The sequence below is a fragment of the Paenibacillus sp. FSL H7-0716 genome (assembly GCF_038002705.1).
GTDB lineage: Bacteria > Bacillota > Bacilli > Paenibacillales > Paenibacillaceae > Paenibacillus_AQ > Paenibacillus_AQ odorifer.
On record NZ_JBBODA010000005.1, the window covers coordinates 43,851 to 70,340 of the forward strand.

At 45.1% G+C, this 26,490-nt stretch carries 23 protein-coding genes and 1 pseudogene; all 24 read left to right on the forward strand.

Annotated elements, in window-relative coordinates; translation table 11 throughout:
* The 24 genes and pseudogenes from MHH60_RS08410 to MHH60_RS08525 all read left to right on the forward strand — a co-directional run bounded on the left by MHH60_RS08410 (position 1) and on the right by MHH60_RS08525 (position 26,487).
* The gene (locus MHH60_RS08410) at positions 1 to 795 is read left to right on the forward strand and encodes an ABC transporter permease (RefSeq protein WP_036685913.1); all 795 of its coding nucleotides are present in this window, start codon (positions 1 to 3) and stop codon (positions 793 to 795) included.
* Positions 796 to 807: 12 nt separating this feature from the next.
* Positions 808 to 2,289, forward strand: coding sequence for a class I adenylate-forming enzyme family protein (locus MHH60_RS08415; RefSeq protein ID WP_076135975.1), 1,482 nt, complete (start codon positions 808 to 810; stop codon positions 2,287 to 2,289).
* The gene (locus MHH60_RS08420; RefSeq protein WP_076100699.1) at positions 2,286 to 3,212 is read left to right on the forward strand and encodes an NAD-dependent epimerase/dehydratase family protein; all 927 of its coding nucleotides are present in this window, start codon (positions 2,286 to 2,288) and stop codon (positions 3,210 to 3,212) included. Before MHH60_RS08415 ends, MHH60_RS08420 begins: the two co-directional genes overlap by 4 nt.
* Complete coding sequence (locus MHH60_RS08425; protein ID WP_076135977.1) at positions 3,209 to 4,405, forward strand: glycosyltransferase; 1,197 nt, start codon at positions 3,209 to 3,211, stop codon at positions 4,403 to 4,405. Before MHH60_RS08420 ends, MHH60_RS08425 begins: the two co-directional genes overlap by 4 nt.
* Before the next feature lie 3 nt (positions 4,406 to 4,408).
* Positions 4,409 to 5,578 (forward strand): peptidase U32 family protein, encoded by a 1,170-nt coding sequence (locus MHH60_RS08430; RefSeq protein ID WP_036685921.1) that lies wholly within the window; start codon positions 4,409 to 4,411, stop codon positions 5,576 to 5,578.
* A 14-nt stretch (positions 5,579 to 5,592) separates the two neighbouring features.
* Entirely contained in the window at positions 5,593 to 5,859 is a 267-nt protein-coding gene (locus MHH60_RS08435) for an acyl carrier protein (protein WP_036685924.1), read from the forward strand.
* A 2-nt stretch (positions 5,860 to 5,861) separates the two neighbouring features.
* Complete coding sequence (locus tag MHH60_RS08440) at positions 5,862 to 7,055, forward strand: glycosyltransferase (protein ID WP_076135979.1); 1,194 nt, start codon at positions 5,862 to 5,864, stop codon at positions 7,053 to 7,055.
* A 10-nt stretch (positions 7,056 to 7,065) separates the two neighbouring features.
* On the forward strand, positions 7,066 to 8,799 hold the full coding sequence (locus MHH60_RS08445; RefSeq protein WP_143766720.1) for a hypothetical protein: 1,734 nt from the start codon (positions 7,066 to 7,068) through the stop codon (positions 8,797 to 8,799).
* Positions 8,792 to 11,377, forward strand: coding sequence for an excinuclease ABC subunit UvrA (gene uvrA / locus MHH60_RS08450; protein ID WP_076135983.1), 2,586 nt, complete (start codon positions 8,792 to 8,794; stop codon positions 11,375 to 11,377). The genes MHH60_RS08445 and uvrA overlap by 8 nt, the downstream gene beginning before the upstream one ends.
* A complete protein-coding gene (locus tag MHH60_RS08455; RefSeq protein ID WP_076135985.1) occupies positions 11,371 to 13,023 on the forward strand; it encodes a carbamoyltransferase family protein in 1,653 nt (550 codons plus the stop codon). Before uvrA ends, MHH60_RS08455 begins: the two co-directional genes overlap by 7 nt.
* A gap of 27 nt (positions 13,024 to 13,050) precedes the next feature.
* Positions 13,051 to 13,338 carry a hypothetical protein gene (locus MHH60_RS08460; RefSeq protein WP_036685933.1) on the forward strand — a complete coding sequence of 96 codons (288 nt, stop codon included), beginning with the start codon at positions 13,051 to 13,053 and terminating at the stop codon, positions 13,336 to 13,338.
* A gap of 38 nt (positions 13,339 to 13,376) precedes the next feature.
* A complete protein-coding gene (locus MHH60_RS08465; RefSeq protein WP_076135987.1) occupies positions 13,377 to 16,718 on the forward strand; it encodes a non-ribosomal peptide synthetase in 3,342 nt (1,113 codons plus the stop codon).
* A 21-nt stretch (positions 16,719 to 16,739) separates the two neighbouring features.
* Positions 16,740 to 16,997 carry an acyl carrier protein gene (locus MHH60_RS08470; protein WP_076135990.1) on the forward strand — a complete coding sequence of 86 codons (258 nt, stop codon included), beginning with the start codon at positions 16,740 to 16,742 and terminating at the stop codon, positions 16,995 to 16,997.
* Positions 16,990 to 17,574, forward strand: coding sequence for a hypothetical protein (locus tag MHH60_RS08475; RefSeq protein WP_076135992.1), 585 nt, complete (start codon positions 16,990 to 16,992; stop codon positions 17,572 to 17,574). Before MHH60_RS08470 ends, MHH60_RS08475 begins: the two co-directional genes overlap by 8 nt.
* Positions 17,575 to 17,730: 156 nt before the next feature.
* Positions 17,731 to 17,997, forward strand: a complete 267-nt coding sequence (locus tag MHH60_RS08480; protein ID WP_076135994.1) for a hypothetical protein — start codon at positions 17,731 to 17,733, stop codon at positions 17,995 to 17,997.
* Positions 17,994 to 19,166, forward strand: a complete 1,173-nt coding sequence (locus MHH60_RS08485; RefSeq protein ID WP_036685941.1) for an NAD(P)/FAD-dependent oxidoreductase — start codon at positions 17,994 to 17,996, stop codon at positions 19,164 to 19,166. The genes MHH60_RS08480 and MHH60_RS08485 overlap by 4 nt, the downstream gene beginning before the upstream one ends.
* Before the next feature lie 21 nt (positions 19,167 to 19,187).
* Positions 19,188 to 19,931: a hypothetical protein gene (locus MHH60_RS08490; RefSeq protein ID WP_076135996.1), complete on the forward strand. Its 744-nt coding sequence runs from the start codon at positions 19,188 to 19,190 to the stop codon at positions 19,929 to 19,931.
* 18 nt (positions 19,932 to 19,949) lie between these two features.
* Positions 19,950 to 21,374 (forward strand): B12-binding domain-containing radical SAM protein, encoded by a 1,425-nt coding sequence (locus MHH60_RS08495; protein WP_076135998.1) that lies wholly within the window; start codon positions 19,950 to 19,952, stop codon positions 21,372 to 21,374.
* Between the two features lie 56 nt (positions 21,375 to 21,430).
* A pseudogene (locus MHH60_RS08500) lies at positions 21,431 to 22,021 on the forward strand (4'-phosphopantetheinyl transferase family protein); the annotation flags it as partial.
* A gap of 377 nt (positions 22,022 to 22,398) precedes the next feature.
* The gene (locus tag MHH60_RS08505; protein ID WP_076136002.1) at positions 22,399 to 23,226 is read left to right on the forward strand and encodes a hypothetical protein; all 828 of its coding nucleotides are present in this window, start codon (positions 22,399 to 22,401) and stop codon (positions 23,224 to 23,226) included.
* A gap of 348 nt (positions 23,227 to 23,574) precedes the next feature.
* The gene (locus tag MHH60_RS08510; RefSeq protein ID WP_076136004.1) at positions 23,575 to 23,997 is read left to right on the forward strand and encodes an Rrf2 family transcriptional regulator; all 423 of its coding nucleotides are present in this window, start codon (positions 23,575 to 23,577) and stop codon (positions 23,995 to 23,997) included.
* Positions 23,998 to 24,171: 174 nt separating this feature from the next.
* Positions 24,172 to 24,696 (forward strand): hypothetical protein, encoded by a 525-nt coding sequence (locus MHH60_RS08515; protein WP_076136006.1) that lies wholly within the window; start codon positions 24,172 to 24,174, stop codon positions 24,694 to 24,696.
* Between the two features lie 370 nt (positions 24,697 to 25,066).
* Positions 25,067 to 25,801: a metallophosphoesterase family protein gene (locus MHH60_RS08520; protein WP_076136008.1), complete on the forward strand. Its 735-nt coding sequence runs from the start codon at positions 25,067 to 25,069 to the stop codon at positions 25,799 to 25,801.
* A gap of 83 nt (positions 25,802 to 25,884) precedes the next feature.
* Positions 25,885 to 26,487: a GNAT family N-acetyltransferase gene (locus tag MHH60_RS08525; protein WP_076136010.1), complete on the forward strand. Its 603-nt coding sequence runs from the start codon at positions 25,885 to 25,887 to the stop codon at positions 26,485 to 26,487.
* The last annotated feature ends 3 nt before the right edge of the window (positions 26,488 to 26,490 follow it).

Genomic DNA, 26,490 nt, shown 5'->3' on the forward strand with positions numbered 1-26,490 from the left:
ATGCTGAGATATATGCGTTTGCTGAGATTGTTTTTCTCTACAGCGCTTCTAAAGGAAGCGTCATTCCGCGGTGACTTTCTAATCAAAATTTTGTATACCGCAATTAATTTAACCGGGACGATTGGCGGGATCGCGATCCTCTTTTCCAACACAAATTCGCTTAACAGTTGGACTTTTGCGGATACGCTGGCATTATCGGGCGTGTACTATTTTATTTTGGCAATGAAAAATCTATTTGTTGGTCCAAGCCTTGGCTCATTAGCCGGGATGGAAGGGGAGCTATGGACTGGAGGATTTGATTTAACGCTGCTCAAACCGATTGAGACCCAGTTTTATGTGAGCACGAGATACTGGTCTCCGCTTAATCTGTTTGATGTTATGGTGGGAGTAGCGGTGATGGTGCTGGGCGTTTCTCAAATGCAAGAAGCGATAGGAATATCCACTTGTCTGATGTTTGTATGGGCCATTTGCAATGCTTTACTGCTGTTGTACTCAATACTGCTGTTATTAAGCTCTTTGGCGTTTTGGTATGCCGGAAGTCCGATGTTGAGTATATTCGACAGTATCATGCAGATGGGTAGATTTCCGGTCAATGTATATCAGAAACCAATCCAATTGGCGCTTACCTGGATCGTTCCTGTCGCCTTTATCGTTTCCATTCCTGCAGAAGCATTAGTGGGCAGGGTAAGCCTATCCTATTTATTCGGAGGCAGCTTGCTAGCTGCGGTTTTGCTAATGTTAGCCAGTGCGTTTTTTAAACGAGCAGTGAAAAAATATGCAAGTGCTTCTAGCTGAGGAGGATTCTAAGTGAACACTTCTTCCATATTGGATTTGATTTATTTCAATTGCTCGAATAATCCAGGGCTTACGGCCATTGATTATGAAGGATCAACGATCACTTATGAAGAGCTACGGCAGGAACTGGAGCACAGTAGTGAGAAGCTGGATCTCGCGGGGATCCGGCCCGGGCACAGAGTTGCCTTAGCCGTTGCAGACAAATCTGCTTTTATCATGCTGTGGCTTGCATGCTGGCATACGGGAGCCGTTCCGATCCCATTTGAACCTGTGAAGAACTTACCGGAACTGGAGAGAATGCACTCGTCAAGCCATTGTCAGTATTTAATTTGCGATCCAATTGATTCGGAGGGCAGCAGTCAGCTTGAGCTCGTACTCAGAGTACCGATATTTATCTTTAGGACTGCAACGCTTTTTTTACAGGCAGATAAGCATTCTGATGAAGATATTGCTTTGAATTTTTATACCTCAGGAACGACTGGACCGCCTAAATGCGTACAGTTTAGCCATCGGGCCATCTACAATAATGTAATGGCCATCTGTAGAGGGCTTGAAATTACTGCAAACGACAAGCTGTTCACACCGATTTCGCCGTGGCTGCCCGCGACGCTAACCACTGTAGTCCTACCGGCCCTCTGTGCCGGTGCTACATTAATCATGTCGAAGGGAACAATGCCTGCTAGAATTTGCGAGCAGATCAATCGCAAAGAGGTAACGATTCTTTTTGCGGTTCCCTATATGTATACCTTGCTTAATGAGTCAGTCGTGTCATCGTCAAGTGTAGCTTGGGATAAAGTGAGACTGTGCATCAGCTGCTCTGCTCATCTGGACGCAGCGACTTTTAAGGACTTTTATAAGCTGTCGGGCAAGTCTATCCGTTCATTGTTCTGTTCATCCGAAGGTGGGGCAATTGCCTATAATCCTTCAAATGAGCAAGAACTGATCAGAGATTCGGTGGGACAGCCACATCTGGGAGTTTCTATTCGGCTGCTTGACCCGGAGGGGCACGAGGTTGCTCATGGAGAGGAAGGAGAGATATGGGTCAGCGGCGCTCATATATCGTGCGGGTATTACGGGCAACCCGAGTTGCAGGCAGAGGTCTTTCAACAGGGTTGGGTACGTACGGGTGATCTGGGAAGGTTGGATGAGGCTGGGTATCTGTATTTGTCGGGGCGGCTTTCTGATAACATCAATGTCGGCGGACATTTGGTAAATCCGGCAGAGATTGAACAAGTCCTGCTGCTCCATAACGGCATTAAAGAAGCACTTGTATATGGTGTTTCCGATAAATACTATGGCAGCAAGCTGATTGCGGAGATCGTGCCGCTGGATGCCCAGGTATCAGCCGATGATATTATCAGATTCTGTTCAGCGAGACTTGCGGCATATAAGGTGCCGAGAGTAATCAAGTGGACGGATAACATTCCCAAGGGTCGCTATGGGAAGAAGCTGAGAAATCAGAATCAAGCAGCCAGTCACATCCTGACGTCATGAGGTTTCTTGTGACAGGTTGCAGCGGTTTTATCGGGAGCAGGTTAACAAGCAGTTTACTGGAACAGGGACATGCTGTCAGAGGGCTTGTATTGCCGAAGGAAAAAGGCGTTGGCGAAACACTTGCAGAATTGGGTATGGAACTGTGGGTAGGCGACGTTCTGAACCCTGAAACGATGGATGGCATAGGGGAGGATATTGATGTCGTCTATCATCTTGCCGGCAAACATTCTGGTTCTGTGTCCCGGATGAGGCAGCTGTATGTAGAGGGGACGCGGAATCTGCTGGACCAACTTTTGCGCAGCGGAACGTATGGCAAGTTCATTGTGGCAAGCAATGGGGCTGTATATGGAAGCGACAACGTTTGTGTGGCCGATGAATCTGCACTGTGCCACCCCGTTCATCCATTTGGAAGAATTACACTCGAAATGGAGCGGCTGGTCCAGCAATACTGCACCCATGCGAAATTTTCTTATATCATTCTCAGGATCGCTGAAGTGTACGGCCCGCTTGAGCATAATTATATCCGGCAATTAATGCGCTGCACTCAGATGCTGGGGAACGGGCGCAGTTATTCATCTAAAGTGCATATTGATGATGTTATTTCAATGATGCAGTTGGCCTGGAGTAATCTTGCTGTTCAAGAGATTTATAACGTGAGTGATGATCTTCCTCTAACACAGGAGGAATTGATAAAAGAGGTTCGGAAATATGCTCAACTGTCTGAAATACAATGGATTTCTCCTGAGGCTGTCACTGATCGTATCAGACTAAGTATACATGGTTTACGCGCCCTTTCCGTACGTATGGGAAACGAAAAGATAAAAAAGAATGCCGATGTACGGCTGGCATACCCTACTTACGCCCATGCGATTCCTTATTTAATCGAAGAAATGTCCAATAGAAGCGAGGTGAATAGTTTGTGAGTCCACCAAGAATTATGCTTCTTCCAAGCCCCCCTAGCTCCGGTTCTGTAGGATCAGTGAGCAAAACGCTGGGCATTGCCAAGGTTCTGCAAAGCCAAGGTTGCACGGTCAGCTTTGTGATTGGCGGCAAGCTTGCTGACTTTGTCCGAGCCAACGGCTTTCAGGTTTATGACTATCCGATTCCGCTTCCTTCAGGGAATTCCGGAGATGTTCGCAGTGCTGCCGATTATGTGGAGTGGACAGGGATGGCAGAATCGGGCTTTATTCGTCAAGCGGTTGAGGCTGAACTGAAGGCGATACAGGCTTTTAAACCCAACGCCATATTTGCCGAGTCTCGTCCGAGTGCTTCCATTTCAGCTGCCGTGGCCCAGATTCCCGCTTTGATGATTGCGAGCTGGCCAAGCCATCCAGCCTTCCCGGCCAACCTACAGTATCCGGGATCTACCAAAGCTATCGCCGCTTTTAATGAGGTGTTGGCGGATTATTCACTGGATTCTGTTTCCAATCTGGCTGAATTATTATTTTCAAGAGCAACGATTAAAATGGCACCGACACTACCGGAACTGGAGCCGGAGCTGGCTGCGTTGAAGGAGTGCGATTTCGCCGGTTACATTCTGGATTTGGAGGCAAGACAATCTTCAAATTTGCAGTGGCATCCGGACTGGCAGGGCAAGCCGCTAATTTTTATTTATTTAAGCGTTAGTGCCATTCCCCCTTTAATTTATATTGAGCTGGTCAAAGAGATCTTTGACAAGCAACCCTACCGTGTTGCCTGTTTATGCGGATTTCATTATGAGCTTAAGGCGCTTCCTGACCATACCGACAATATTCAATTCCATTGGTTTATCCCGGCTGCTGAAATTATGCCGGAAGCAGCTCTGGTAATCTTTCATGGCGGACAAGATACTATGCTTACGACAATGCTTCATGGACTTCCGAGCATAACCGTTCCCGGTCAACATTTTGAACGGGACTATAATTGTACGCAGCTCCAAAATCTTGGTCTCACTTATAAGCTACCCGTTCAAGCATTCAGACCAAGCCGTATCCGTAAGATTGTTGAGACAGCGTTGAACGATAATTTGGCTGAGCTTCGCGGGCATTATAGGTCCAAGCTGAGGACTTTAAGCGGAACTGAGAATTGCTGTGCTGCATTGATCGCACTGGCACAAAAAAATAGCTGGCAGGTGTAATTTATGAAGATATCTGTTCCATATAACGGCGATATCCAGCTTATTGACGAGCTGGGCGGATACGAATATATCAGCTGCTTCTTCGGTGGTTCTTCTCAGGAGGGCTGTGGAAGCGGAAGATCGGCTGCGGCAATGCCGATAAGTACGCGGAGCGATATTGAACAAGCGGTTAAGCGGGCCCATATGTACAATAAAGAGTTTAACTATTTGATGAACAGTTCCTGTCTCGGCAACAGGGAATATGAGGATGAAGGCTACCGACAAATTGTAGATCAAATGGATTGGGCCGCTGAAATAGGTGTGGACTGGATCACCTTAGCCAATCAGCTGCTTGTGGACATTTGCAGGAGAAGACATCCTGAGATCAAAGTGAGCTTGTCCTCCTTTGCGGTGGTCGAAAGTGTGGAACGGGCAAAATACTTTGATTCAATGGGCGTCAAAGAGATCACAGTAAGAGAAAACATAGCCAGAGATTTCAGGCTGCTTGAACGTATACAGAACAGCGTTGAATGTGAAATCCAGGTCATTGTCAATCAGACCTGTCTCTATGAATGTCCAATGCAGGTCTATCATGACAATGTAATGAGCCATGGCTCATCCAACCGTGGAACGGATAACCAAAGCTTTATGGATTATTGCTCCGTCAAATGCACTTACGAGAAATTTAATGATCCAGGGAATATCATGAAGGCGCGCTGGATCAGGCCGGAGGATTTGGCGGAATATGAGAAGATAGGCATACACCGTTTTAAGCTGACGGACCGGTCAAAATCTACTGCCTGGCTGTTGCAGGCGGCAAAAGCCTATCATGATAGGCAGTATCCGGGGAACTTGGCTGATATTTTGAACATCGTTCACACCAACCATCGCAGAACGGCCGGTGCGGTTACACGAGAAAAGGCGGTTTTTTCCCGGCAAACGCAGCAGAGCCGCCAGAGCATCCGTGCCCTGACCTTATTGGATGTTTATATTGACAATTCTAAGCTGCAAGGTTTTATTGATTTTTTCAAAGAAGTCGATTGCCGGTCACTGGATTGTGCGGTATGCGGGTATTGTGATCAATTTGCCGTTGAAGCCCTTTCGTTTCCTGATCCTTCCGCCCGGACTAAGAGCTTAAACATGCTGCAGCAGCTGGTACAAGATACGGCAGAGCGGCAACCAAAGGTTTTCTGAGAGGAGATATAAGCATGCAGAACAAGGAGATTCTGGGTAAGCTGGCCGCTATTTTTTCAGAGGTCTTGAGCAAGGAGGTTACAATGGAGGAACTGGATGCGCAAGCGGATTTACTTGAAGCGTTCCATATGGATTCACTGATTGCTTTGCAGATTATCGTTAAGATTGAACAACAGCTTGGAATCGTCATTGAAGATGATGACCTGGCACTGGAACTATTAAATGATACCGGAAAATTGACGGCATATATTGAGGGACAGTCGGAAAGGGTGAGCAGCTGACGATGAATCTTTTGTTTCTTTCTGAAGGTGCTTATTTTGCCTATTATCAAGGGGCCGTCAAGGCTAACCGTGCAGTATTCGAGTCCCTGGCTGCCAGGGGACATCAATGTAGAGTAGTCCATCTGGTAGACCAGGAAGATTCTCTGTTACAGGTGGAGGAACAGCTGCAGGAGCATGGGGTAAACAATATTATTCGTTCCGCGCATAGTCTTCAGGGGACAGTAAATGGTGTAGAATGCCATTTCACCACGAGTGTTATGCTGTTATACAGAACAGCAGGGGATTTGATGAAAAAAGGCAATCCGGACGTGGTTCTTGTGAATATGGCTTACCACACCATGGTTGCTGCGGGAATAAAGCTCGTGGCTGGAAGCGCAACAAAATTGGTTGTGATTTGTCATGATGTGATCACTCTCCCTTTTGGGCCGCATAGCTGGATCGAAAATCCGCTGCTCCGACAGGAGCTTGCCCAGGTCTCCGGCTTTATTGGTGACAGTGATTTCGTAGCTCATACTATCACCGAATGGGGTGGTTATACCAATGCTGTTTCGCTACGTTTCCCAATTTATGGGGATGGTATTTTTCCAACCTTTCATAATTTCAACAGAGGATACATCGCGATATGCAACCCTACAGAGATAAAGGGTTTATCCATTTTTCTGAAGCTGGCTCAAGCTTTTCCGGACTATCCTTTTGCTGCGGTAATTACATGGGGCGATTTGAAGCAGGAGGAACAATCCGCTTTACGTGCTCTGCCTAATGTGACACTGCTTGAACCGGAGCGCGAGATGAATTTGATTTTTGAACAGGTACGAGTGTGGCTTCATCCTTCCATCTGCGCTGAAGCTTTTGGGCAGACAGTAATTGAAGCGATGCTAAGAGGTATTCCTGTTATTGCAAGCGACCAAGGCGGCCTCATGCAATCGAAATGCAAGGTTGACTATAATCTTCCGGTGACGCCGATTACGGAAACTTACAAGGATGAAGCAACAGGACATACAATGCCGGTTATTCCCGAACAGGATACTGCCATATGGGTGGAGACTTTGCAACGGCTGCTGACGGACAGGACACTCTACGAATCCATTTCTGCAGCCTCTAAAGCTGCCGCGCAGGAATTTATAACGGAGGCCCAGCCTGAAAAATTCGAACTGTATCTGGAGAATATGCTGCAATCCGAAATGTCAGCAAGGTGAGGTGAAGAGTGTGGAAAAGACATTGGATACATCCGCCATTTCCGTTACATTGCTCGACTGTCTTCATCGTGCTTTAACAACAGGAGATATTGAACTTTGGCTGGAGACCCAGTATTTCGAAGATGAAATGGAAGCTGAATCACAGCGGGCATGGTTCCATGGGTATTTACAAAAAACAGTTCCGACTTGCGTAGAATTTAACGTACGAAATGTCAGAATAAGTTTTGCTGAAATTGTTGCAGCCTGCACTTTGACCTTTACTTATGAACAGTTTGACCAGCTAAAGGATGAGCATATTTATACTATGCGCTATGTTGAAGACAAAAAAGAATGGAAGGTTGTAACGATCGAGAAAAGCTGGCTACCGTTTGGTTCGGCCGAAGCCGATCTAATTCATTACGATACTTATTCCATGACCGATCACTTCTGGTGGACCAATGAAGCGGAATTGGAGATTGTTAGAAACAGCAGCGATCCTCTGCCGGCGAATTTGTACGCTCGGGCAATTCCACGAAATATACGTTCCCGGGAAGTGCACTCTGAATTGGAATGTGCGGCCATTCTATCCAATATGCTGTCTTTACGCGTAGCTGATCTGGCAGCATTGCTGTTTCAGCCAACCACTCTAGGGACGTTGGAGTCCTTATATCATTTTGCAAGTGAAAATATCAATTTCCAGATTGAGCGGCCTGATCGTAACAGCAGCTGGTCAAGCAAATTTACTGCTCCAACGTTTAGTTATGATGAACTGTTGACCTTGGCTGAAGATCACTTTCCATTAACCGCTAATTGTACGCCGCTTATGTCATTTTATTTTGCGGTGCTCCGATTATGCGGCTTGGCGGCTTCGGATATCGTCCAGCTCCGTTTAGTTAATTACGATTGTTTGCTCGTCTCCATCACTGGAGAGGCATATCTGTTTTTCACAGACCGGATTGTTAAATTAAAAGCAGGTACTTACTATTATCAGACCGAAATCAGCAAGCTGTTCAATGAGAGGGAGTATTGGTCTGCTGCCGGAAGTTCGAATTTATCAGGCCGGACGGTGGAGCGATTAAATAACTGGTTCAAGGATGGCATTGTGTTTAAATTCTCGCGTCCGCTAACAACGGGAATTAGCTATATGGATGAATGCCCAATGCCCAGTTTAAAAGAATGCGCTGACCCGCTGCAACTTCATCAATTGCTGCGCCAAACGATGCTGAGATACAGCTGCAATCTGCCGGATTCTGTATATACGTACGCCAAATATGCTTATCAGACACTATTAGTAACAAAACCGCAGGCTTATGTTCTCGCATCTATGAATAGTCCGCTTATTCGTCAGTTCCTGAGCGATTATAATACGAAACAGCATTTTTTTGAGTATGTGGATTTATTGAAGAAGAAATCCATATTTCGGGAACACGACCGACTGATGACTGCGGACCAAGTAATACGTCACGGTACCGCCGATCCGGCTTCCCTTACAGTCTTGGTGTATGTCTGGTTAAATCAAAGCCACCAGTCTCAAGGCGGGGTTTGTATAACGGATGAAGATAGCTATTGTTTTTTTGAAGGAGAAATATGGAGCGGCAAAAAACGAAAACCAGCATCAAAGATGCAAGGAAATCTGTTAGTAGCTTTTAACCATGAATCATGCTTCAGTGAGCTGATGAACATTTCTGAAGCGAAGACCGAATGGATAACATTCATACGGCAGCATATGACGATGTCTCATGAAGGAGCCGATCACATTGAATGACTGGATTAAAATTCAAGGTGCGAGAGAAAACAATCTGAAAAATATATCTCTGTCTATCCCCCGAAACAAACTAGTGGTGTTAACTGGATTGTCTGGTTCCGGCAAATCAACGCTTGCCATGAATACCTTGCAGCAGGAATGTCAGAGGCAATACATGGATTCGCTCGGTATGATAAGTGATTTTATCCACAAACCTAAGGTTGATTCTATTGAAGGGTTGTCGCCTTCCATCTGTATTGACCAGCGCCACACTAACCGAAATCCCAGGTCAACCGTTGGAACTACAACGGATTTGTACACCTTGCTTCGTATATTGTTTACCAAAAGCGGAGAAAGAGCTTGTCCTAATTGCGGAAGCCAAGTCAAGGGTTCAAGTAGTGCTGACATCTGGCAGGAAAACTATGAGTCGATCGAAACAGAGATTCAAGATCTTCCTATGTCCTATTCCGATGAGGGCAAAGCCGTGTGCCTAGAGTGCAGCCATGAGCTTAGAGCATTGACCATGTCCCATTTCTCTTTCAATAAACCTGAAGGCGCATGTCCGGTTTGTATGGGCTTGGGGGTTGAACGAAAACCGAATTTACAAGAAATTTTCGATGACAGCCTCAGCTTGAAGCAGTGTGCACTTAAGGGGAGCAATCCTCATGGAGCACAGTTAATGGCCGATAATTTGGTTGCAGCCGGTAACTATTACGGATTTGTGTTTGATCCTGATAAACCCTTGAGAGATTTGGGCACGGTCGAACGGGATCTGCTGTATTTCGGTGTATACAGCCAGCGATTTATCAGGCATTTTCCTGGGAAGACCCCTCCAACTTATGCTGCAGAGGGAAGATTCGAGGGGATTCTGACCAACCTGGAACGCAGATACAAGGAACGCGGACACGAATCGGACTATCGAGAGAAGATTGAAAAATTCTTTCATCTGCAAGAGTGTTCGGATTGTCACGGTACGAAGCTGAACGCAGACAGTCGAGCGGTTACGCTAGCCGGGAAAAGTATCACCGAAGCATCTGCAATGCCGCTCTTCCATTTGCTTGGCTGGTTGCGTAAAGTGTCCGCTCAACAGCTAGGGGGAAGTCAGGATCCGCTTATGAACATCGTTTCCGAAATGGAAAAAAAGCTGGCTCGCTTGATTGAAGTGGGTGTCGGCTACTTAAGCTTGGACCGCTCCACCGTTTCTTTATCTCTGGGAGAAATGCAGAGGTTTAAGCTCGTCTCATTAATCGGAGCTAGCTTAACAGGAGTGTTGTATATTCTCGATGAACCGACAATTGGCCTTCACCCGATAGATACCGAAGGCCTGCTCCGGGTGCTCCGGCAGTTGCGTGATCTTGGAAATACGGTTCTAGTTATTGAGCATGACCCGGATGTTATGCGGGCGGCCGATTACCTTATTGATATCGGACCGGGTGCGGGCAAGCAAGGGGGAGAAGTGGTTGCGGCTGGCTCCGTGCAGCAGCTGATTCAGTGCAGCAGATCATGGACCGGGCAGTATTTCGCTGGTAAAGATACGGTGGTTCTTCCTGAACAGCGCCGCAGAGGGAACGGGAAATGCATTGAGATTACATATGCCAATCGCCATAACCTTAAGGATGTAAGTGTGAATATCCCGTTGGGCAAGCTCGTTGTGCTGACCGGGGTATCAGGGTCGGGGAAATCGACTCTTATGTTCGACGTCCTGGCTCGATCCGCACAGCTTCATTTTACCCAAAGCACCGAGACTGATGCCTATGCAGTTGTTAAGGGCTGGGAGAATGTGCATAAGGTCATTAGCTTTGATCAATCCCCTATCGGTCAGACTGCAAGATCAAACGCGGCAACTTACACAGATGTGTACACGGCGATAAGGAATATTTTTGCTGCGCTGCCTGAAGCGAAAATGCGTAATCTCCAGGCCAAACACTTTTCTTGCAACGTCCCCGGCGGCCGATGCGAACGCTGTCAGGGAGCAGGGCTTGTGCAAGTGAATTTGCAATTCCTACCGTCGGTTGAGACCCCATGTCCTGTATGCCGGACCAAACGATTTAAGCCGGAGATTCTGGATGTAAAGTATAAAAACCATAGCATTTCAGATGTATTGGCTTGCTCTGTAAAAGAAGGGATGGAACTGTTCGCGGATGAACCATCCGTATATAACAAGCTGGATGTGATGTGCCGTATTGGACTGGATTATTTAATTCTGGGCCAGCCGGCAACCACTTTGTCCGGCGGGGAGGCACAACGGGTAAAGTTGGCCAGAGAGCTCTCAAAAAGCAGTAGACACCACACCTTGTACTTGCTTGATGAACCAACAACAGGCCTGCATCCGCATGATGTGATTAAGCTGATTGATATGCTTGGGCAGTTGGTCGACTCGGGTAATTCTGTCGTTGTGATAGAACATAATACCGATGTCTTAGTCATGGCGGACTGGATTATTGACATGGGGCCGGAGGGAGGCCTGGAGGGGGGACAAGTCTTGGGTGAAAGTACACCAGAGAACATCGCGGAAATCAGGAATTCCAAAACAGGTCGAATTGTAAATCAGCTGCTCAATCAATATCAACAAAACTTAGAGGGGGAGTATACGTGTTAATTCTTGGTTTAAGCGGTGGGCTAGGACATGATTCAGCGGCATGTTTGGTTCATGATGGCGTTTTGGTGGCCTATGCTGAGGAGGAGCGTTTCTGCCGAAAAAAACATGCTTACGGAGAGCCCCCGGTTTTGTCGCTCCTCAATTGTCTGTCCCAAGCGGGTGTTGCTTTTGAAGATATCGATCTGATTGCTTTATCATGGGACCCGCAAAAGGCGGAAGAATTGGGGATATTGGAGAAATTCAAGAAGCATCCGGTATTATCAGGCAAAAAAATGCCCACTATCATTTCGGTCAGCCACCATTTATGCCATGCGGCAAGTGCCTACTATTTATCCGGGTTCGATGATGCGGTGATTTTGGTCATGGACGGACAAGGTGACGATATTTCAACCACAGTAGCCTATGGGAAGAATGAGCACATAGAGATCAAGCAAGAATACGGGATTTCACAATCGCTTGGATTTTTTTATTCCATCGTCAGTGATTATTTACAGCTTGGAACATCAGGAGAAGGAAAGCTGATGGGATTAGCCTCTTATGGAGAGTCAGTCTATGACTTTTCTGTACGGTTGACGGAAGACGGGTACGAGATTCCTATCGGAGAACCTGATAGTTCGCTTGGTTTGGAGGATAAGTATAACAAGCTGACCCGAATATGGATGAAGGAAATGTACCGTAAATTCGGTGATCCTCCAAAGCGTATCTATAGCAATAATACACTGTATGGCGGGCTCAATTATACGGTGGAATACAGCAAGAAGCACAAAGATATTGCCGCATCGGCGCAGCAGGCGCTGGAAGACACTATTGTGCATCTTTGCCAGCAGACCATCCGGCAAGGCAACAGTAAAAATTTGGTGCTAGGCGGAGGTGTTGCTCTCAATTGTACGACGAATGGAAGGCTGGAACGCCTCGGAATTTTTGATGAAATCTTCGTATTACCGGCAACCAATGATGCTGGGGGCTGTATCGGAGCTGCCATGATTGCCTCTAAAGAACGTTCCGTTCTCCCTGTAAAGGGCAGACTGAAGACTCCTTACTGGGGAATTTCCTATGATGACAACCATATATCGGAGGTATTAAACAAGCTTGGTTTGAAGTATAACTATTCATCCGATATTTGCCGGCAGACGGCAGAACTGATTGATAGAGGTAAAGTCATTGGCTGGTTCCAAGGCGCAGCCGAGATGGGGCCAAGGGCATTGGGCAACCGTTCCATAACAGCCAGTCCTGCAAGTTATGATTCATATGTAAAAGTCAATCAAAAAATCAAATTCAGAGAATCCTGGAGACCGCTGGCGCCAAGTATTATGGATGAACATGCGGATTGGTTGGTGGAGGAGGCGCAGTATTCGCCGTATATGCTGAAAGCCTACACAGTCAAAGAAGAGAGAAGGCAGGCTGTTCCTGCCATCGTGCATGTAGATGGATCTACCAGACCGCAAACGGTCCGAAGCGAGGTGAATCCGGTCTGGTATCAGCTTATTGCCGAGCATTATAAGTTGTCTGGAATTCCGCTGATAATGAACACATCGCTTAACACACGAGGAGAACCGGTGTGTGAGACTCCATACGACGCCATTAAAACCTTCTATACCTCCGCTATGGATGCGCTGGCGGTCGGCAATTTCTTAATCGAAAAATAATACGGGAAACGAGGGGATTTGACCGTTATGAACAGAGATGAGGAATATATCCAAGCGACAGTGATGGAACTAATCCGCAAAAATGGAGCCTTACCCTCAGTAGAGCAGAAAGAGACGCTACAGGCTGCTGATTTGAACAGAACTTTAACCGAATGGGGAGTTAATTCGTTCCGGGCTTTATATCTTCTGTACGATTTGGAGGAGGTCTTCCGGGTTCAGATTCCAGACAACTGTCTCACTCCAGAGACCTTTGAGTCTCCCTTGACGATTATTAACTGTCTTAAAGTGTTGCTCAATGATAAGGCAATTTCCTGAGGCATGATTTTTAATTCCAAGAATCGGGAGGATGAAGTATGACTCGAGGTTTATCAAATTGGGAAGCGCTGCTGCAGGCCGAGCGAATGCATAGAAGTCTCCCTCCTATCCGTGCTGATTCCGATTTAACCGATATTCCGCTGAGCGGCGCTCAGCGCAGATTATGGTTTTTGCATCAATTGAACCCTGCCAGCTCCGCTTACAATATGACGATACAATACCGCTTGAAGGGTTGTCTGAATTATAAACACTTGACTGAATGTCTGGGTATCTTGAAGGAAAGGCATCGAATTTTAGACACTGTATTTTACGAAAAAGACGGGGAGCCTTACCAAAAGACGGTTCCACAGCCCGCAGTGGTCAGGATTGAGCGGCTGGATTGTCTTGAGTCAGAGATGGAGAAACAGGCGCTGGATTGGTTGGCAATGGAGATTAATAAACCGTTCGAATTAAATGGAGGCTCTTTATTTGAGACGGTACTGGTGCAGATGAGCCCCACCGAGCATTTACTGATATTTCGTTTCCATCACAGCATTTCAGATGCGTTGTCTCTGGATATTTTTACAAATGAATTCAGTGAGATCTACAACGCTTTGGAAGAAGGCAGGGTGGCACGCTTGCCTGAATTGCCGGTACAGTATTCTGCTTATGCGGTCTGGGAACAAAAATATATTGCAAATGCCGGCAATCCAACACTAATGGATTATTGGAGCAACAAGTTAGCTTCGGCAGATACACGGCTTGATTTAAACCTTGCGGCAATGACTGAAGCTGCTGGGCCAACCGATTCGGAGTGCAATTATGGGGGAGAGTTGTCGCAGGATGCCTATAATGAAATGCTGGATTTTATAAAACGTCACCCCGAATTCACGGTCTATAACGTTATGCTCGCAGCCTACCGGGTCCTGATGTTTAGATATACCGGCCAGTCTAACCTGATTATCGGCTCAACCATGGCTAACCGTAACCGCATTGAAGTAAGGAATCTTTTCGGTTTTTTTGCCAATACTTTGCCACTCACCACCAATGTGCAGACTGAAGACAGCTTCTTTGAAGTATTAATTAAAGAGAAAGAAACAATTAATGAGGGCATTGCCTATCAACAAGTCTCTTTCGACAAGCTCGTCAGTATTATGCATCCAGATCGCAGGCCAGGGGAAAATCCGCTGTTTCAAACGATGTTTACTTATGTGCAGAGCGGCAAAACGGATTTGGAGTTATCCAACCTAACTGTAGAAGCGTTAAAGGCAGATAAAAGCTCTTCGGCCTTTGACCTGACGATTGGGCTTAATGATACCGGAAGCGGAGTGCAATTATTTTACGAATACAACAATGATAAATGGTACGCGGCCTCATTGAGGCAATTCCATTACCACTACATTAACATTCTCCAGCAGCTGCTGCAGCGACCGGAGGCTACGGTTAGCAGCCACATGTTTTTGACCGCGGAAGAAATCAATAAAGTGATCTACGAATGGAATGATACTTGTATGGATTTCGGCTGTCTGGACAGCCGAAGGTTCATAAGCCAGATCAAAAAACAAGCTGCGAAGCATAGTCATCTGCGGGCTGTATTTTTGAGCGAAGAAGACAACATGAGTTATGAGGAGCTTGATCTGGCCTCAGATATGCTTGCTTCGAGGCTGATGCAATTGGGGATCGGGCGTGGCAGCCTTGTTGGGTTGGGCTTGGAGAGATCTGTTGAGCTAGTCACCTCAATTCTGGCGGTAATTAAATGCGGCGGGGCATTTATGCCGCTTGATCCACAGCTGCCCTCCAAACGTCTGGCCCATATGATTTGTGAGTCGTCGTGTGCACTGATCATCACCCAGGAACAATATGCGGCTCTGTTTAAAGCGATGCATAAGGTGGTCCTCGTCGGGATTAGCTCTTATTCAGCTGACTTAAGGTGTGAAATTGTGCACAATGAGCCGGCCGAACCCAGTGATTTAGCCTATGTTATCTATACTTCCGGTTCAACCGGAACCCCGAAGGGCGCGATGAACAGCTATGAGGGATTATACAACCGGCTTCTTTGGATGCAGCAGCAGTTTGGTTTGGATGAGACCGATAAAGTGCTGCAGAAGACACCGCTCACTTTTGATGTGGCAGTATGGGAGCTACTGTGGCCATTACTGCATGGAGCGGAATTGGTATTGGCCCGACCGGATAAACCGCATGATCCTGAATATATTGGGAATGTGATTGTCGAGAGGCATATTACGACGATTCATTTTGTTCCGGCGTTACTGCAGCAGTTTATGGACTCCTTTCCAATAGAAAGCTGTATTTCACTTAAAAATGTCATTTGCAGTGGAGAAGAGCTGAGTACCACGTTACGTAATTCTTTTTTCTCAAAATCCGCTGCGCATTTGTTCAACTTGTACGGGCCCGCTGAGGCGGCCATTGATGTAACCTGCTGGGACTGTGCGGAGAGCCGAGGCCATTCAAGTGTTCCGATCGGCAAACCGATTTCCAATCTCCGAATTTACATTCTGGATAAGTATCTTCTGCCGGTTCCCGTTGGGGTTTACGGAGAAATATGCATTGGTGGAATAGGAGTGGGCCTAGGATACATCGGAAATGAAGAGCTGACCAACCGCAGTTTTGTACCCGATCCTTACTCCAGACATCCTGCTGCTGAACGTCTGTACCGCACAGGAGACATGGGCAAATTCCTCGAAGACGGCACGATTATTTATGGGGGAAGAACAGATCAACAAATCAAGCTCAACGGTGCGCGGATAGAGCTGGGTGAAATCGAGGCCGTATTTCGCCGTTACAACCGGATCAAAGAGATTCTTGTCCATCCGCTCAAGCAGAATAACGGGGGGCAGCTTATGATTGCCTATTATGTGAGCGATAAAGAGATTGCCGCTGCGGAGCTGCGAAACTATGCGAGAGCTTATTTGCCGGCCTATATGATTCCTGGCATCTTTATGAGACTTGAGAGATTTCCGTTAAATCGAAATGGTAAGGTTGATCGCCAGGCGCTTCCGCTGCCTGATGTGAGATTTAAAGAAGCGAGCAGCGCTCTACTTCCTAAAAATGAGTTTCAGGAAGAGATAGAATCTATCTGGCAAGAGTTGTTGAGTTTGGAGGGCCGTGCGATCGACATTGCCGAGAATTTTTTTGATCTGGGCGGCCATTCGTTATTAGCTCTAAAGCTAATTAGTATTGTCAACAAAAGATTCAATACAAACATAACCATTATGGAGTTGTACCTAGGCGAATTTACGATTGCAAGAATGGCGGACATGCTTGCTGAACCGTCCTCTGCTGCAGCCCAGGGACAGCTGACGAAATCAGTGTTATCTCAATTAGGAATGTCGTTGGAAGAAATTTTGCAAGTAGGCGAAGGAACATTAGGCCAGAGATAAATGATGGACGGGGAGGATATGATGGACCAAATACAACAGCGGGTGGAGGTATTGCTGCGCCTATTTGTAAAGTGTGATATTTCCTTGGAGCCCGAAAGTGTGTTCACAGATCTGGAAATGGATTCGCTTACTTACATCAAATTTATTGTTGAAGTTGAGCGGGCGTTGCAATTGGACTTTGATCCTTACCTTTTGGTAGCAGGACATTTTCCTACGGTTGGAGATTTAACGGCATATCTCTGGAATAAAAATGGTGAAGGATGTGCCACAGATGCCTAACCTGCCGATCAAGTACCCTATGGTGAACAGCAGCATGAACAGCTCTCATCTGCTCAGTGTAGTGGAAGTCTGCTCTAGAAAGATGGATTGGCTGCATAACCACTATATTCATTTATATCTTGGAGCGAATATGGATGTGATGGATCTTGAATTTCTGTCACCCGAGCAATCTTTGGGGCATTTCCCCTATCTGAATTTGAAAGAGATCAGGCTTGGTCCTGAACGTGTTGCTGTAAAACAGATCTTGGATTGTCTGGCCGAGAAGGAGTATGTCGAAGTAAGCTTGGATGAATTTTATATAGAAGGTAAGCACTATTTTAATAAGGTTCATTTCGAAAGGAATTTTATGATTTACGGCTATGATGATCTTAGTCATACATTTAGTATTGCTGGCTCGGATTACGATAAAATCTTCGAGTTTCATGAGCTTCCCGCCGATCAGATCATATCATCGCTGCGCGCTCATGCATTCGAACGGCGTTCGATTCGCTCTGTCCGGCTAAATGAAGCTGATAAGATGCATTTTGAGCCAACTACACTGATCGCAAGCCTAGCGGATTATTACTATTCACGCTAGCCAGAAACCATGGTAACCTGCCCGGGAACAGATGGAGGTTCGTGTTGGGGAATTAAGGTGTATGGAGCGCTGCTAGACTATTTAGATAGGTTGGCGCGTAACGAAATTTTCTATTGTGTTCGTCCGTTTCATTTACTCTGGGAGCACAAAAAATGCATGGTTAACAGGCTTGGATATTTATCTCAATGTGGATATAACCTTTCTGATTTCATTATGAAAGGCTATGAGGATATATACGAAACCACTCTTATTCTCAGAAACATTTTGGTGAAATATCATCTTGAGCCTGACCTTAACCTGTTGCGGATCGCTGCACGCACAGTGGAGAGTATCGATGTGCAAGAGCGCGCGCTTCTGTCAGCGCTTTTGAAAGAGTTTAGTACTGTAATCAGCAAAATAGAAGAAAAGGAGAATTCTCGGTGATACCCGATAAATGTGAAGTTGTTATTATTGGATCTGGGGCAGTCGGGGCGTGTACAGCCTACTATTTAGCCAAAAAAGGAATAACCGATGTGGTAGTGCTTGAGAAAAGCGAAAGTTTAGGCGGAGCAACCACATCTATCTGCGCAGGCGGGATGCGAAGTCAGTTTACAACGGAGATAAATATTGAATTGTCCAAATTAAGTTTTCGATTGCTGGAGCAGCTTGATTCGTATAACCTTGTTCAGGATGAAATGGACCAGTGCGGATATATGTTTATTTTCACGGCACAAGATAATCTTTCTGAGTTTTATGATGCGATGCTTTTGCAGCAAAGGTTGGGTGTGCAAACGGAATGGATGGAGCCTAAGCAGATTCAAAAGAAGCTGCCGATGCTGGTTCTAGAGGATGTAACTGGTGCAACTTACAATAAGCAGGATGGATTGATCGATCCCAATAAGATTACAAGCACGTATATTCGGCTCTCCAGAGAGCTGGGTGTCAAATATTATCCTGGAGTCGCTGTAACGGACTTTATTACTGACGGTTCCGCGATACAGCAAGTGGTAACGTCAGAAGGAGCGATAACTTCGCGAGTTGTTGTAAATGCTACTGGCCCCTGGTCCAAATTTGTGGCTGCTAAAGCCGGAATTGAGTTGCCGGTAATCCCCTGCCATCAGCAGTTGTTGGTTACAGATGTGCTCCCATGGCTGCCCGCCGATTTTCCCGTTATTGTGTTCCCCGGGGAAGGTCTGGGCTTACATAAGGAGACAGGCGGTCTGTTAACGGGCTTAAATAAGCCCTTTGTTGCAGGGGGATGCGAAGATCCGGATTATAGCTACTCAGACCCGGAATGGGAATATAAACATCTGGAAGCTGCTCTTCGTCGGCTGCCTCGTCTCCAGGAAGCTACCATCAAATCCTGCTGGGGAGGGTATTATGATGACACGCCGGACTCCCATCCGGTGCTGGGCGCTGATAACAAAATCCAAGGGTTTTACCATGCGTCAGGATTCAGCGGACATGGTTTTATGCACAGCCCGGCCGCCGGACTCCTAATCAGTGAAGAAATAGCCGGGAATTCGGCACAAACATTAGACATATCATCATTGCGGTCCAATCGCTGGCTAACTGCAGCAGGCAGAAAAATTAATGAATACTACAAGATTTAGAAGTATAGGAGGTTTATTGAAATGGAGAACTCTAAGAACCAAATGTTAAAGCTTATAGATAATATGCTAAACGCAAATGTGCTTCAGCGGACGGATCTCAAACGGTTTACCGCAAACCTTGAGCATTCACCGGATGATCCCGAAATGCTGCGTCTGGAGCTTGAATCCTGGTATCGTGGGATGGGGGTAGATCAGATCATTGGCAGAAAATTCCAACTATCGCCTTGTCCTTTTACAAGCGAAGAGATTCGTTCATCGAGAGAAAATGGAGAAATTATTTTGTGCTTTCCCAAGGGAATTACACGGGAACAGATTGGTGAGCTTACAAGAATTTCAAGCTGGGCCTTAAAAGATCCACTTGTGACAGCCGCAACGGAGCAGGAAGATTGCTGGATTCGCACATCGGCTGCGCTGTCGCCTTCATTAATGAAACACACAGGGCTAGAGGTTGCACACTTAGTGGAAGACAGCGGGGATCTTAACTTTAGTTTGGAAAGGTATCTTCTTTTCGTGGCTAGAGTGAGATTCTTGACAGGTAATACCCCGGATTCGGAATACTGGATTTGGCTTCCAAGAGGGAGATACGACCGTTCGGGAATGTTAATTGCCGGTTTTGACCGAAATGGCTGCTTTAATGTGCATGGCTGGATGCCCCAATTCTCTGCCAGTTTTTTGGGTGCCAGATTTGGAACACTTCCCGGTTCCGCTGCCAAAGTCGGTTCTTCCATCGTCTCAGATTCAGACCTCAGTTTCACTAAAATTTAACAATGGAGGCCGAAATCAATGGCAGATCGTCAGAGTAAAAGAGTAGCCTGTGTTATTCCCCCGTTTTACCGGCTTATTGAGTCGAAAAACAATAGGATCAGTCCTGCTATGCATTACGTAGCGGAGATATTGCATCGTAGGGGTCATGCAGTCACGTTAATTAATGGCGATAATGCTCCAGATGATCATGATTATACAGAGCGGTACAGTATGACTATGAACAGCTGGCTTATGCAGGAACGTTGTACTCGGGGGCATGAAAGCTTTGATATGGTAATAAATGAGCTAGAGCGCTTTCAGCCTGATTATGTGTTTATTGGTGTTGGCGATGTTCTGATGCCTACTGTCGAGCTTGGAAGTACTCAGTCCTGTGCATACCTTGCAAAAGAGATAAAGAAGAGATGGGGAGATAAGGTTACCTGTATTGGTTATGGACATTTGCTTAAACATGCTAAGCTGAAGGATATGGCTGATTTGGATACGATCATTGTTGGAGAAGGTGAGGATCTTGCGGTTTCTGTAGTAGAGGAGAATGCAAGGGGAATGCTGCCTGTTAAATGGGCCCACCAATTAAACGATCTTCCGATACTGACAGATTCATATTTAGCGCAGAAAAATAAGCCGGAAGACTGGGACTACATTATGTCTATGCGCGGGTGCCCCAAACGCTGTACATTCTGTTATCAGCCCTCGCTGCGCGGCTGCAATGTCTCCTTTATGTCTCCCGAACGTTTTGTTAGCGAAATCCGCTACCGCATTGAACATATGCATGTATTTGGATTTTATTTCTCAGATATGATCTTTCTGCCGGGCTTAGGCAAACGCACTTCAGAAATGCTTAGATTGCTGATTGAACTAAAAGAGGAGTACCCTGAGTTTCACTGGTGGGCAGAGGCGCGCGTGGACATTTGTGTGAGACAGAATATCCTTGATAAGATGAAGCAGTCGGGGTGCGTGCATTTGAAATTTGGTGTGGAAATGGCCAACCAAAGGATGCTGCAAGTGGTGAATAAAGGAATTAGATTGACGGAAGTCGAGGAAGCTTTCCGCATGGCAGCGGAGGCGGGAATCAAACGTACAGCCTATATTTTGCTGGGATGCCCTGGATTCAATGACCAAGATTATATAGAGATGTTACCTTTTTTTAAAGCCTTAAAGGCTGATAATTATGTGATAAATATCAATGTTCCTTATGTTGGCACACAGCTATATGAACAGGTGAAGGAACAGCTTTTTGATTTTGGAATTTATAAAGATGGTGAAGAAAGCTACATGCATACTTCCTTGGTGATGCAAAAATTCTGGGGAATTTCTGATGATACACGGGATAGTTTTTTTGCACTTCAAGGAGAGAAAGATGATGCAAAAGTAAGGAATTATAAGCGGAAAATTGTAGAGAAAGCTGCTTTTATAGAGAATGACGTGTTGTCCTTTCATGAATAGGATTCGCAAGTACTTATGAGCTGAAGGAGTAGCGATGAGCGATGGAGATTTTCGGGGTGAAGGTGGCTGAGCTAATATCTGAACCTGCGTTAGAAACATTAATGTGGCGCATCCCCCAACAAAAGAGAGAGCGGCTTAAACGCTTTAAAAGAGTGGAAGCGTTGCAGCATTCTCTTATTGCTGAATTGCTGGTTCGTGTAAGCTTAAATAAACGGTTAAAAGTGAACAACCGCGATATCGAGTTTGTTACAAATGTCTACGGAAAACCCTCCCTAAAAAAAAGGGGGGGTACTGTAGAGTTTAATATTTCGCATTCAGGAGAATGGGTGGTTTGCGCATTAGATGAATTGCCGATCGGTATTGACATTGAGCAGATTCAGCAAGCCGATCTTAATATTGCTAAGCGTTTTTTTTCGCAAGATGAATATGTCCAATTGACGGAATGTGAAGAGATGGGCCGGATGAGTCTGTTCTTTGACCTTTGGACACTTAAAGAAAGCTATATCAAAGCGATAGGGAAGGGATTATCTCTTCCATTGAACTCGTTTTCGTTTCGTTTAAACAACGGAATTCAATTGGAGAACCATGACGCAATCGGATTGTATCACTTTAAGCAGTATCATATTGATGAGAAATATAAATTAGCCGTATGTGCGCAAAACCCCTTATTTCCCGGGGAGGTTTCAGTGGTAGACCAATGCCAATTTCACCAGGATTGCATGCAACTATTGGATGCTTTTTAACGATCTAAGCCTAGGTGATATTGAACTTGTTACAGAGAAGCGGCTTATCTACAGATAAGTTGCTTTTTGTCTTGCACGTTTTCGCTTTATCTAGATTTGAAGTTTTCTGCCAAGGTGTTAATATTCCCTCATCGGTTATATGCATAAGCCATTGATGTGATGTAAAATGTCCATGAGTGATTAATGCTGGAGATTTGATCAAATATTGATGGAACAGGAAACTCGCATACGCGATGCAAGGAATCGTTCGAATCTGAAGATAACTATCGGAGGGACCAGAGATGGCTGAGCAAAAGATGATTGAAGTGCCGTTTCAGCAATGGGTAAACGATAAGGAGCTGTGGGTACAGCTTAATGATTTGATGATGCAGGAGAGTAAACTCCCAGGACCACGAGTGAATTTGGAGATCTCAGACCATTTCGCCAAACAATTCGCGCATCCTAATCTAACAGATACAGGCTGGGAGCTGCTCGTCTCGTGGACTAATATTACTGAAGCTGAAGCTGGGGTGAATGATCCCCGTGAGTTTCTGCCGTTTTGTGCGGTTAGGGCGTTCGGTGTTTATTACAGTTACGCTGGAGAAGAACAGCAAGTAGTGATTCAAAACAGCATTAAGACAGCTATGAATGATTCGAGATGGAGGGTGCGTGAAGCGTCTGCTATGGCGCTGCAAAGTATAGGGGAGGATGATTTCACCCTGCTCAGGAAGCTGATTGACATGTGGGAGAAAGGTGCGAACAGGCTTGAACAACGGGCTTTTGTAGCGGCATTAGCGCATCCTCCTCTTTTAAAAAAGAAAGAAAATACGCTATATTGTCTTCAGTTGGCTGCCCGAATCATGGAGAGTATAGATGGTAGGGGAGTGCAACATGAGGATACTGAGCATTTTCGTGTATTATCTAAGGGACTTGAATACAGCTTGAGTGTATTTGTGGCGAATGAGCCTGAAGAAGGCTTTGTTATGCTGGAGAGATTTGCAAAGAGCCGAGATGCCCGAATCCTTAAGATTGTGAAGAGTAATCTTGGCAAATCGCGTCTGAGTAAAAAATATGCTGCCCAGGTGGCTGAGATTCTAAAGGAATTCGATAACATAGGAAAAGATACTTAGGATACGAGTGCCATTTGGCAGTTGTATTTAATCATTTTTTTGTTTTTACTTATATTAGAATTAACAATTAAAGAAACAAAGAGAATTAATATAATCAAAGAAAACCATTCTATGGATTGTTCGAATATTAAACTGTAAGTTATATTAATAAATTCAAAGACAACTGTTATTATTAAAAATATTGCCCAGCGACCTTTTTTTATGAAAATATACCATCCTAATCTATATGGAGAATATTGATAGATTTTAAGTTGTTCATATTCTCAAAAGTTTGACAAATGCTTGAAATGTAACTATTATAGTTGCATCTGAATGATGTTTTGTAGCAAGGCAGAAGGAGAGATTTCTATGAATATTAGCACCCGATTTGCGGTAGCCATTCATATATTAACGTTGATTGACAGCAATAAAGAAGGCAAAAGCACTTCGGAGTGGATAGCTGGTAGCGTAAACACAAACCCTGTAGTTATCCGTCGGCTTACGAGTATGCTGCAAAAAGCAGGACTAGTAAATGCCCGCCCCGGAGTCGCAGGCGCCTCGCTTACGCGTAGCGCATCCGAGATTACGCTGCTGCAGATTTATAAGGCAGTTAATGCGGTGGAAGAGGACTCGTTGTTTTCTGTCCATGAGCATCCTAATCCCGATTGTCCTGTTGGCAAGAATATAGCCAGTGCAATTGTACCTGTGTTCTCGCTCGCCCAAAAAGCAATGGAGAATGTTCTCCAGGAGGTTACATTGGAACAGATTGTGAATGAAATGCCAGGACTATAATTCCTCCATATCCTAGCTTAGGAGAAAGACCAGATCATGTGAAAACGTGATTCTGGTCTTTTTTTGCTTAATTAGGTTTATGGTCAAAGAAGGGAAGTAAGAGGGAATATAGAATCTGTATTTATAAGCTGGATAAAGATAATATACATACTTACATTGAGGGAGAGCTAAAGAATGTTAAAAAAATTACTGCCTATACTACTAATTATGGTAATGATTACCGGATGTAATGAATCAAGGGATACCACTAAATACGAGGATACTAATTTTGGAATCACCTTTAACTATCCGGATCATTGGGTTGTAACTGAGAAGTATGGAGCGCCATTATGGTTGATAGTCTCTACGACTGATTATAAACCTGCTGAGGGACTTAATGGTCCGGGAGTAATGCTCTTTGGATTTAAGCCTAAGGACATGGAGCTTGTCAACAAATGGCTCGAGGATGCCCAAACGAATTACAACAACGGGGCGGAGCTGACAAAAAGTAAAGCTAGTTTAGGCGGATTAGAGTCCATAAAGTATGAAACTGAAGTATTCGAAGAGGAAGGGAGTAAAGGGAAAGCTATCTATTACGTTATTGAGGAACCGGAAATGTCATTTATGGTGCAGTTCCCTTATAGTGTGGATGAAGTACATAAAGAAGATATGAAGAGGATAGAGGATATTTTACAATCCATAAAGTTTACAAAAGATTAAGTGTGACTAGAACGAGGTAGCTGGAATGGTGAAATGTACGGTATAAATGCCGTTGAAATGTGCTGAAGTGACTGGACTCGTGAAATGTACGGTATAAATGCCGATGAAATGTGCTGAAGTGGCTGGAATGGTAGAATGTACGGTATAAATGCCGTTGAAATGTGCTGAAGTGGCTGGAATGGTGGAATGTACGGTATAAATGCCTCAGATTTGGCTGAAATCATCAAAAGTAGCGAAAAGAAAGGCAAAAATGCCCTATAAATGAGCAGCGGCCGCTAAATGAGCAGCAACAGCCAACATTGAGAATGCAGTACAATTAGAATTAGGATAAGTAACTTTTTTAAAGATCAATATATACGGAGGTCCTACAGTGGAGCAAATTGCAATAATCTCAGACATTCATGGAAATATACCGGCCCTTACGGCCGTTTTAGATGACATCCAGCAGCGGGGAATCAGCAGAGTCTTTTGTTTAGGCGATATTGTTGGAAAAGGACCGAACTCAGATCTAGCCGTTGATATCATAAAAAAGAATTGTGAAATCAGTGTTATGGGGAACTGGGATGATTTAATGAATCAGGATGTTGATTTTGAGATGGCCCGGTGGTGCCGCGGGTTGTTAGGTCAAGAGCGCCTAGCTTATTTAAGCACGTTGCCGTTTTCGATTGAGTTTATGATGAGTGGTAAATTTGTACGGTTATTTCATGCTTCGCCACGAAGCCTGTATGAACGCGTTCAACCTTGGGATGATTATGAAAAGCGATTATCTTTGTTTGATTATTCTGATCTCTGCCAGGAGAAGCGACAAGCGGATCTCGTAGGTTACGGGGATATTCATAATGCTTTTATTCAACATCTAGAAGGCAAGACTTTATTTAATGTAGGCAGTGTGGGGAATCCGCTTGATTTAACCCAGGCATCTTATGTGATTATGGAGGGAGAATACATGGGAGTGTCAGCAGCTCCTTTGAATATGCAATTTGTAAGAGTGCCTTATGACATTGAGTTAGCCGTTCAACAGGCCGTTGAGGCAGATATGCCAGCTGCAGAGCCCTATATTCGTGAGCTTAGAACCGCGCAGTACAGGGGAAGTGTCCGGGGATAATAAAGGAAAGGAATAATAAAGGAAACAAAAAAAACAAACTGCAACCCTAATCCAAGCCATCAAAAAGTAATGGAGGGAACAAATTGAAGCTTAGTCACGTATTTGAGCAATTCCCTACTTTGAAATCCGAGCAATTATTACTGAAAAAGATTGAAGTCAGCAACCTTGATGAGGTATTTGGGATTTATAGCAATGATCAAGTGTTTGAGTACTGCGGGATTATTCCAAAACATAATAAAGATACAGTTAAGAATATGATCGGTCATTTCGAACGTGATTTTACCAAAGGGGTAAGAGTGAAATGGGGGATTTTCCTCAAAAATAACCCTTACATATTGCTAGGTATCATTGAAGTTATGGATTTTAATCAAAAGGTGGATATGGTGACAATCGGTTACTTTTTGGCGGAACCTTATTGGGGAAAAGGGATTGCAGCTCAGGCCATTCAGTTAGTGGTGAAATATTTATTTGAGACTGCAGAAGTCAATCGAATTCAAGCTGAGGTTATGCCCTTTAATGAACGATCGAAGCGGGTACTTTTGAAAAATGGTTTTACGAAAGAAGGCACGTTAAGGCAGGCGCATGTATGGTCAGGTAAAGGGCTGGTGGATCTGGAAATCTACAGCATATTGGCACAGGAATATTTTGCAAGCATCGGTAAGCCAAGAGTGAGCAATAGGATGTAATCC

Bases quoted from the DNA above. Each gene is read 5' to 3' on its own strand.
- MHH60_RS08410 (WP_036685913.1), top strand. From the start codon at position 1: ATGCTGAGATATATGCGTTTGCTGAGATTGTTTTTCTCTACAGCGCTT.
- MHH60_RS08420 (WP_076100699.1), top strand. From the start codon at position 2,286: ATGAGGTTTCTTGTGACAGGTTGCAGCGGTTTTATCGGGAGCAGGTTA.
- MHH60_RS08430 (WP_036685921.1), top strand. From the start codon at position 4,409: ATGAAGATATCTGTTCCATATAACGGCGATATCCAGCTTATTGACGAG.
- MHH60_RS08435 (WP_036685924.1), top strand. From the start codon at position 5,593: ATGCAGAACAAGGAGATTCTGGGTAAGCTGGCCGCTATTTTTTCAGAG.
- MHH60_RS08440 (WP_076135979.1), top strand. From the start codon at position 5,862: ATGAATCTTTTGTTTCTTTCTGAAGGTGCTTATTTTGCCTATTATCAA.
- MHH60_RS08460 (WP_036685933.1), top strand. From the start codon at position 13,051: ATGAACAGAGATGAGGAATATATCCAAGCGACAGTGATGGAACTAATC.
- MHH60_RS08465 (WP_076135987.1), top strand. From the start codon at position 13,377: ATGACTCGAGGTTTATCAAATTGGGAAGCGCTGCTGCAGGCCGAGCGA.
- MHH60_RS08470 (WP_076135990.1), top strand. From the start codon at position 16,740: ATGGACCAAATACAACAGCGGGTGGAGGTATTGCTGCGCCTATTTGTA.
- MHH60_RS08475 (WP_076135992.1), top strand. From the start codon at position 16,990: ATGCCTAACCTGCCGATCAAGTACCCTATGGTGAACAGCAGCATGAAC.
- MHH60_RS08480 (WP_076135994.1), top strand. From the start codon at position 17,731: ATGGTTAACAGGCTTGGATATTTATCTCAATGTGGATATAACCTTTCT.
- MHH60_RS08490 (WP_076135996.1), top strand. From the start codon at position 19,188: ATGGAGAACTCTAAGAACCAAATGTTAAAGCTTATAGATAATATGCTA.
- MHH60_RS08495 (WP_076135998.1), top strand. From the start codon at position 19,950: ATGGCAGATCGTCAGAGTAAAAGAGTAGCCTGTGTTATTCCCCCGTTT.
- MHH60_RS08505 (WP_076136002.1), top strand. From the start codon at position 22,399: ATGGCTGAGCAAAAGATGATTGAAGTGCCGTTTCAGCAATGGGTAAAC.
- MHH60_RS08510 (WP_076136004.1), top strand. From the start codon at position 23,575: ATGAATATTAGCACCCGATTTGCGGTAGCCATTCATATATTAACGTTG.
- MHH60_RS08515 (WP_076136006.1), top strand. From the start codon at position 24,172: ATGTTAAAAAAATTACTGCCTATACTACTAATTATGGTAATGATTACC.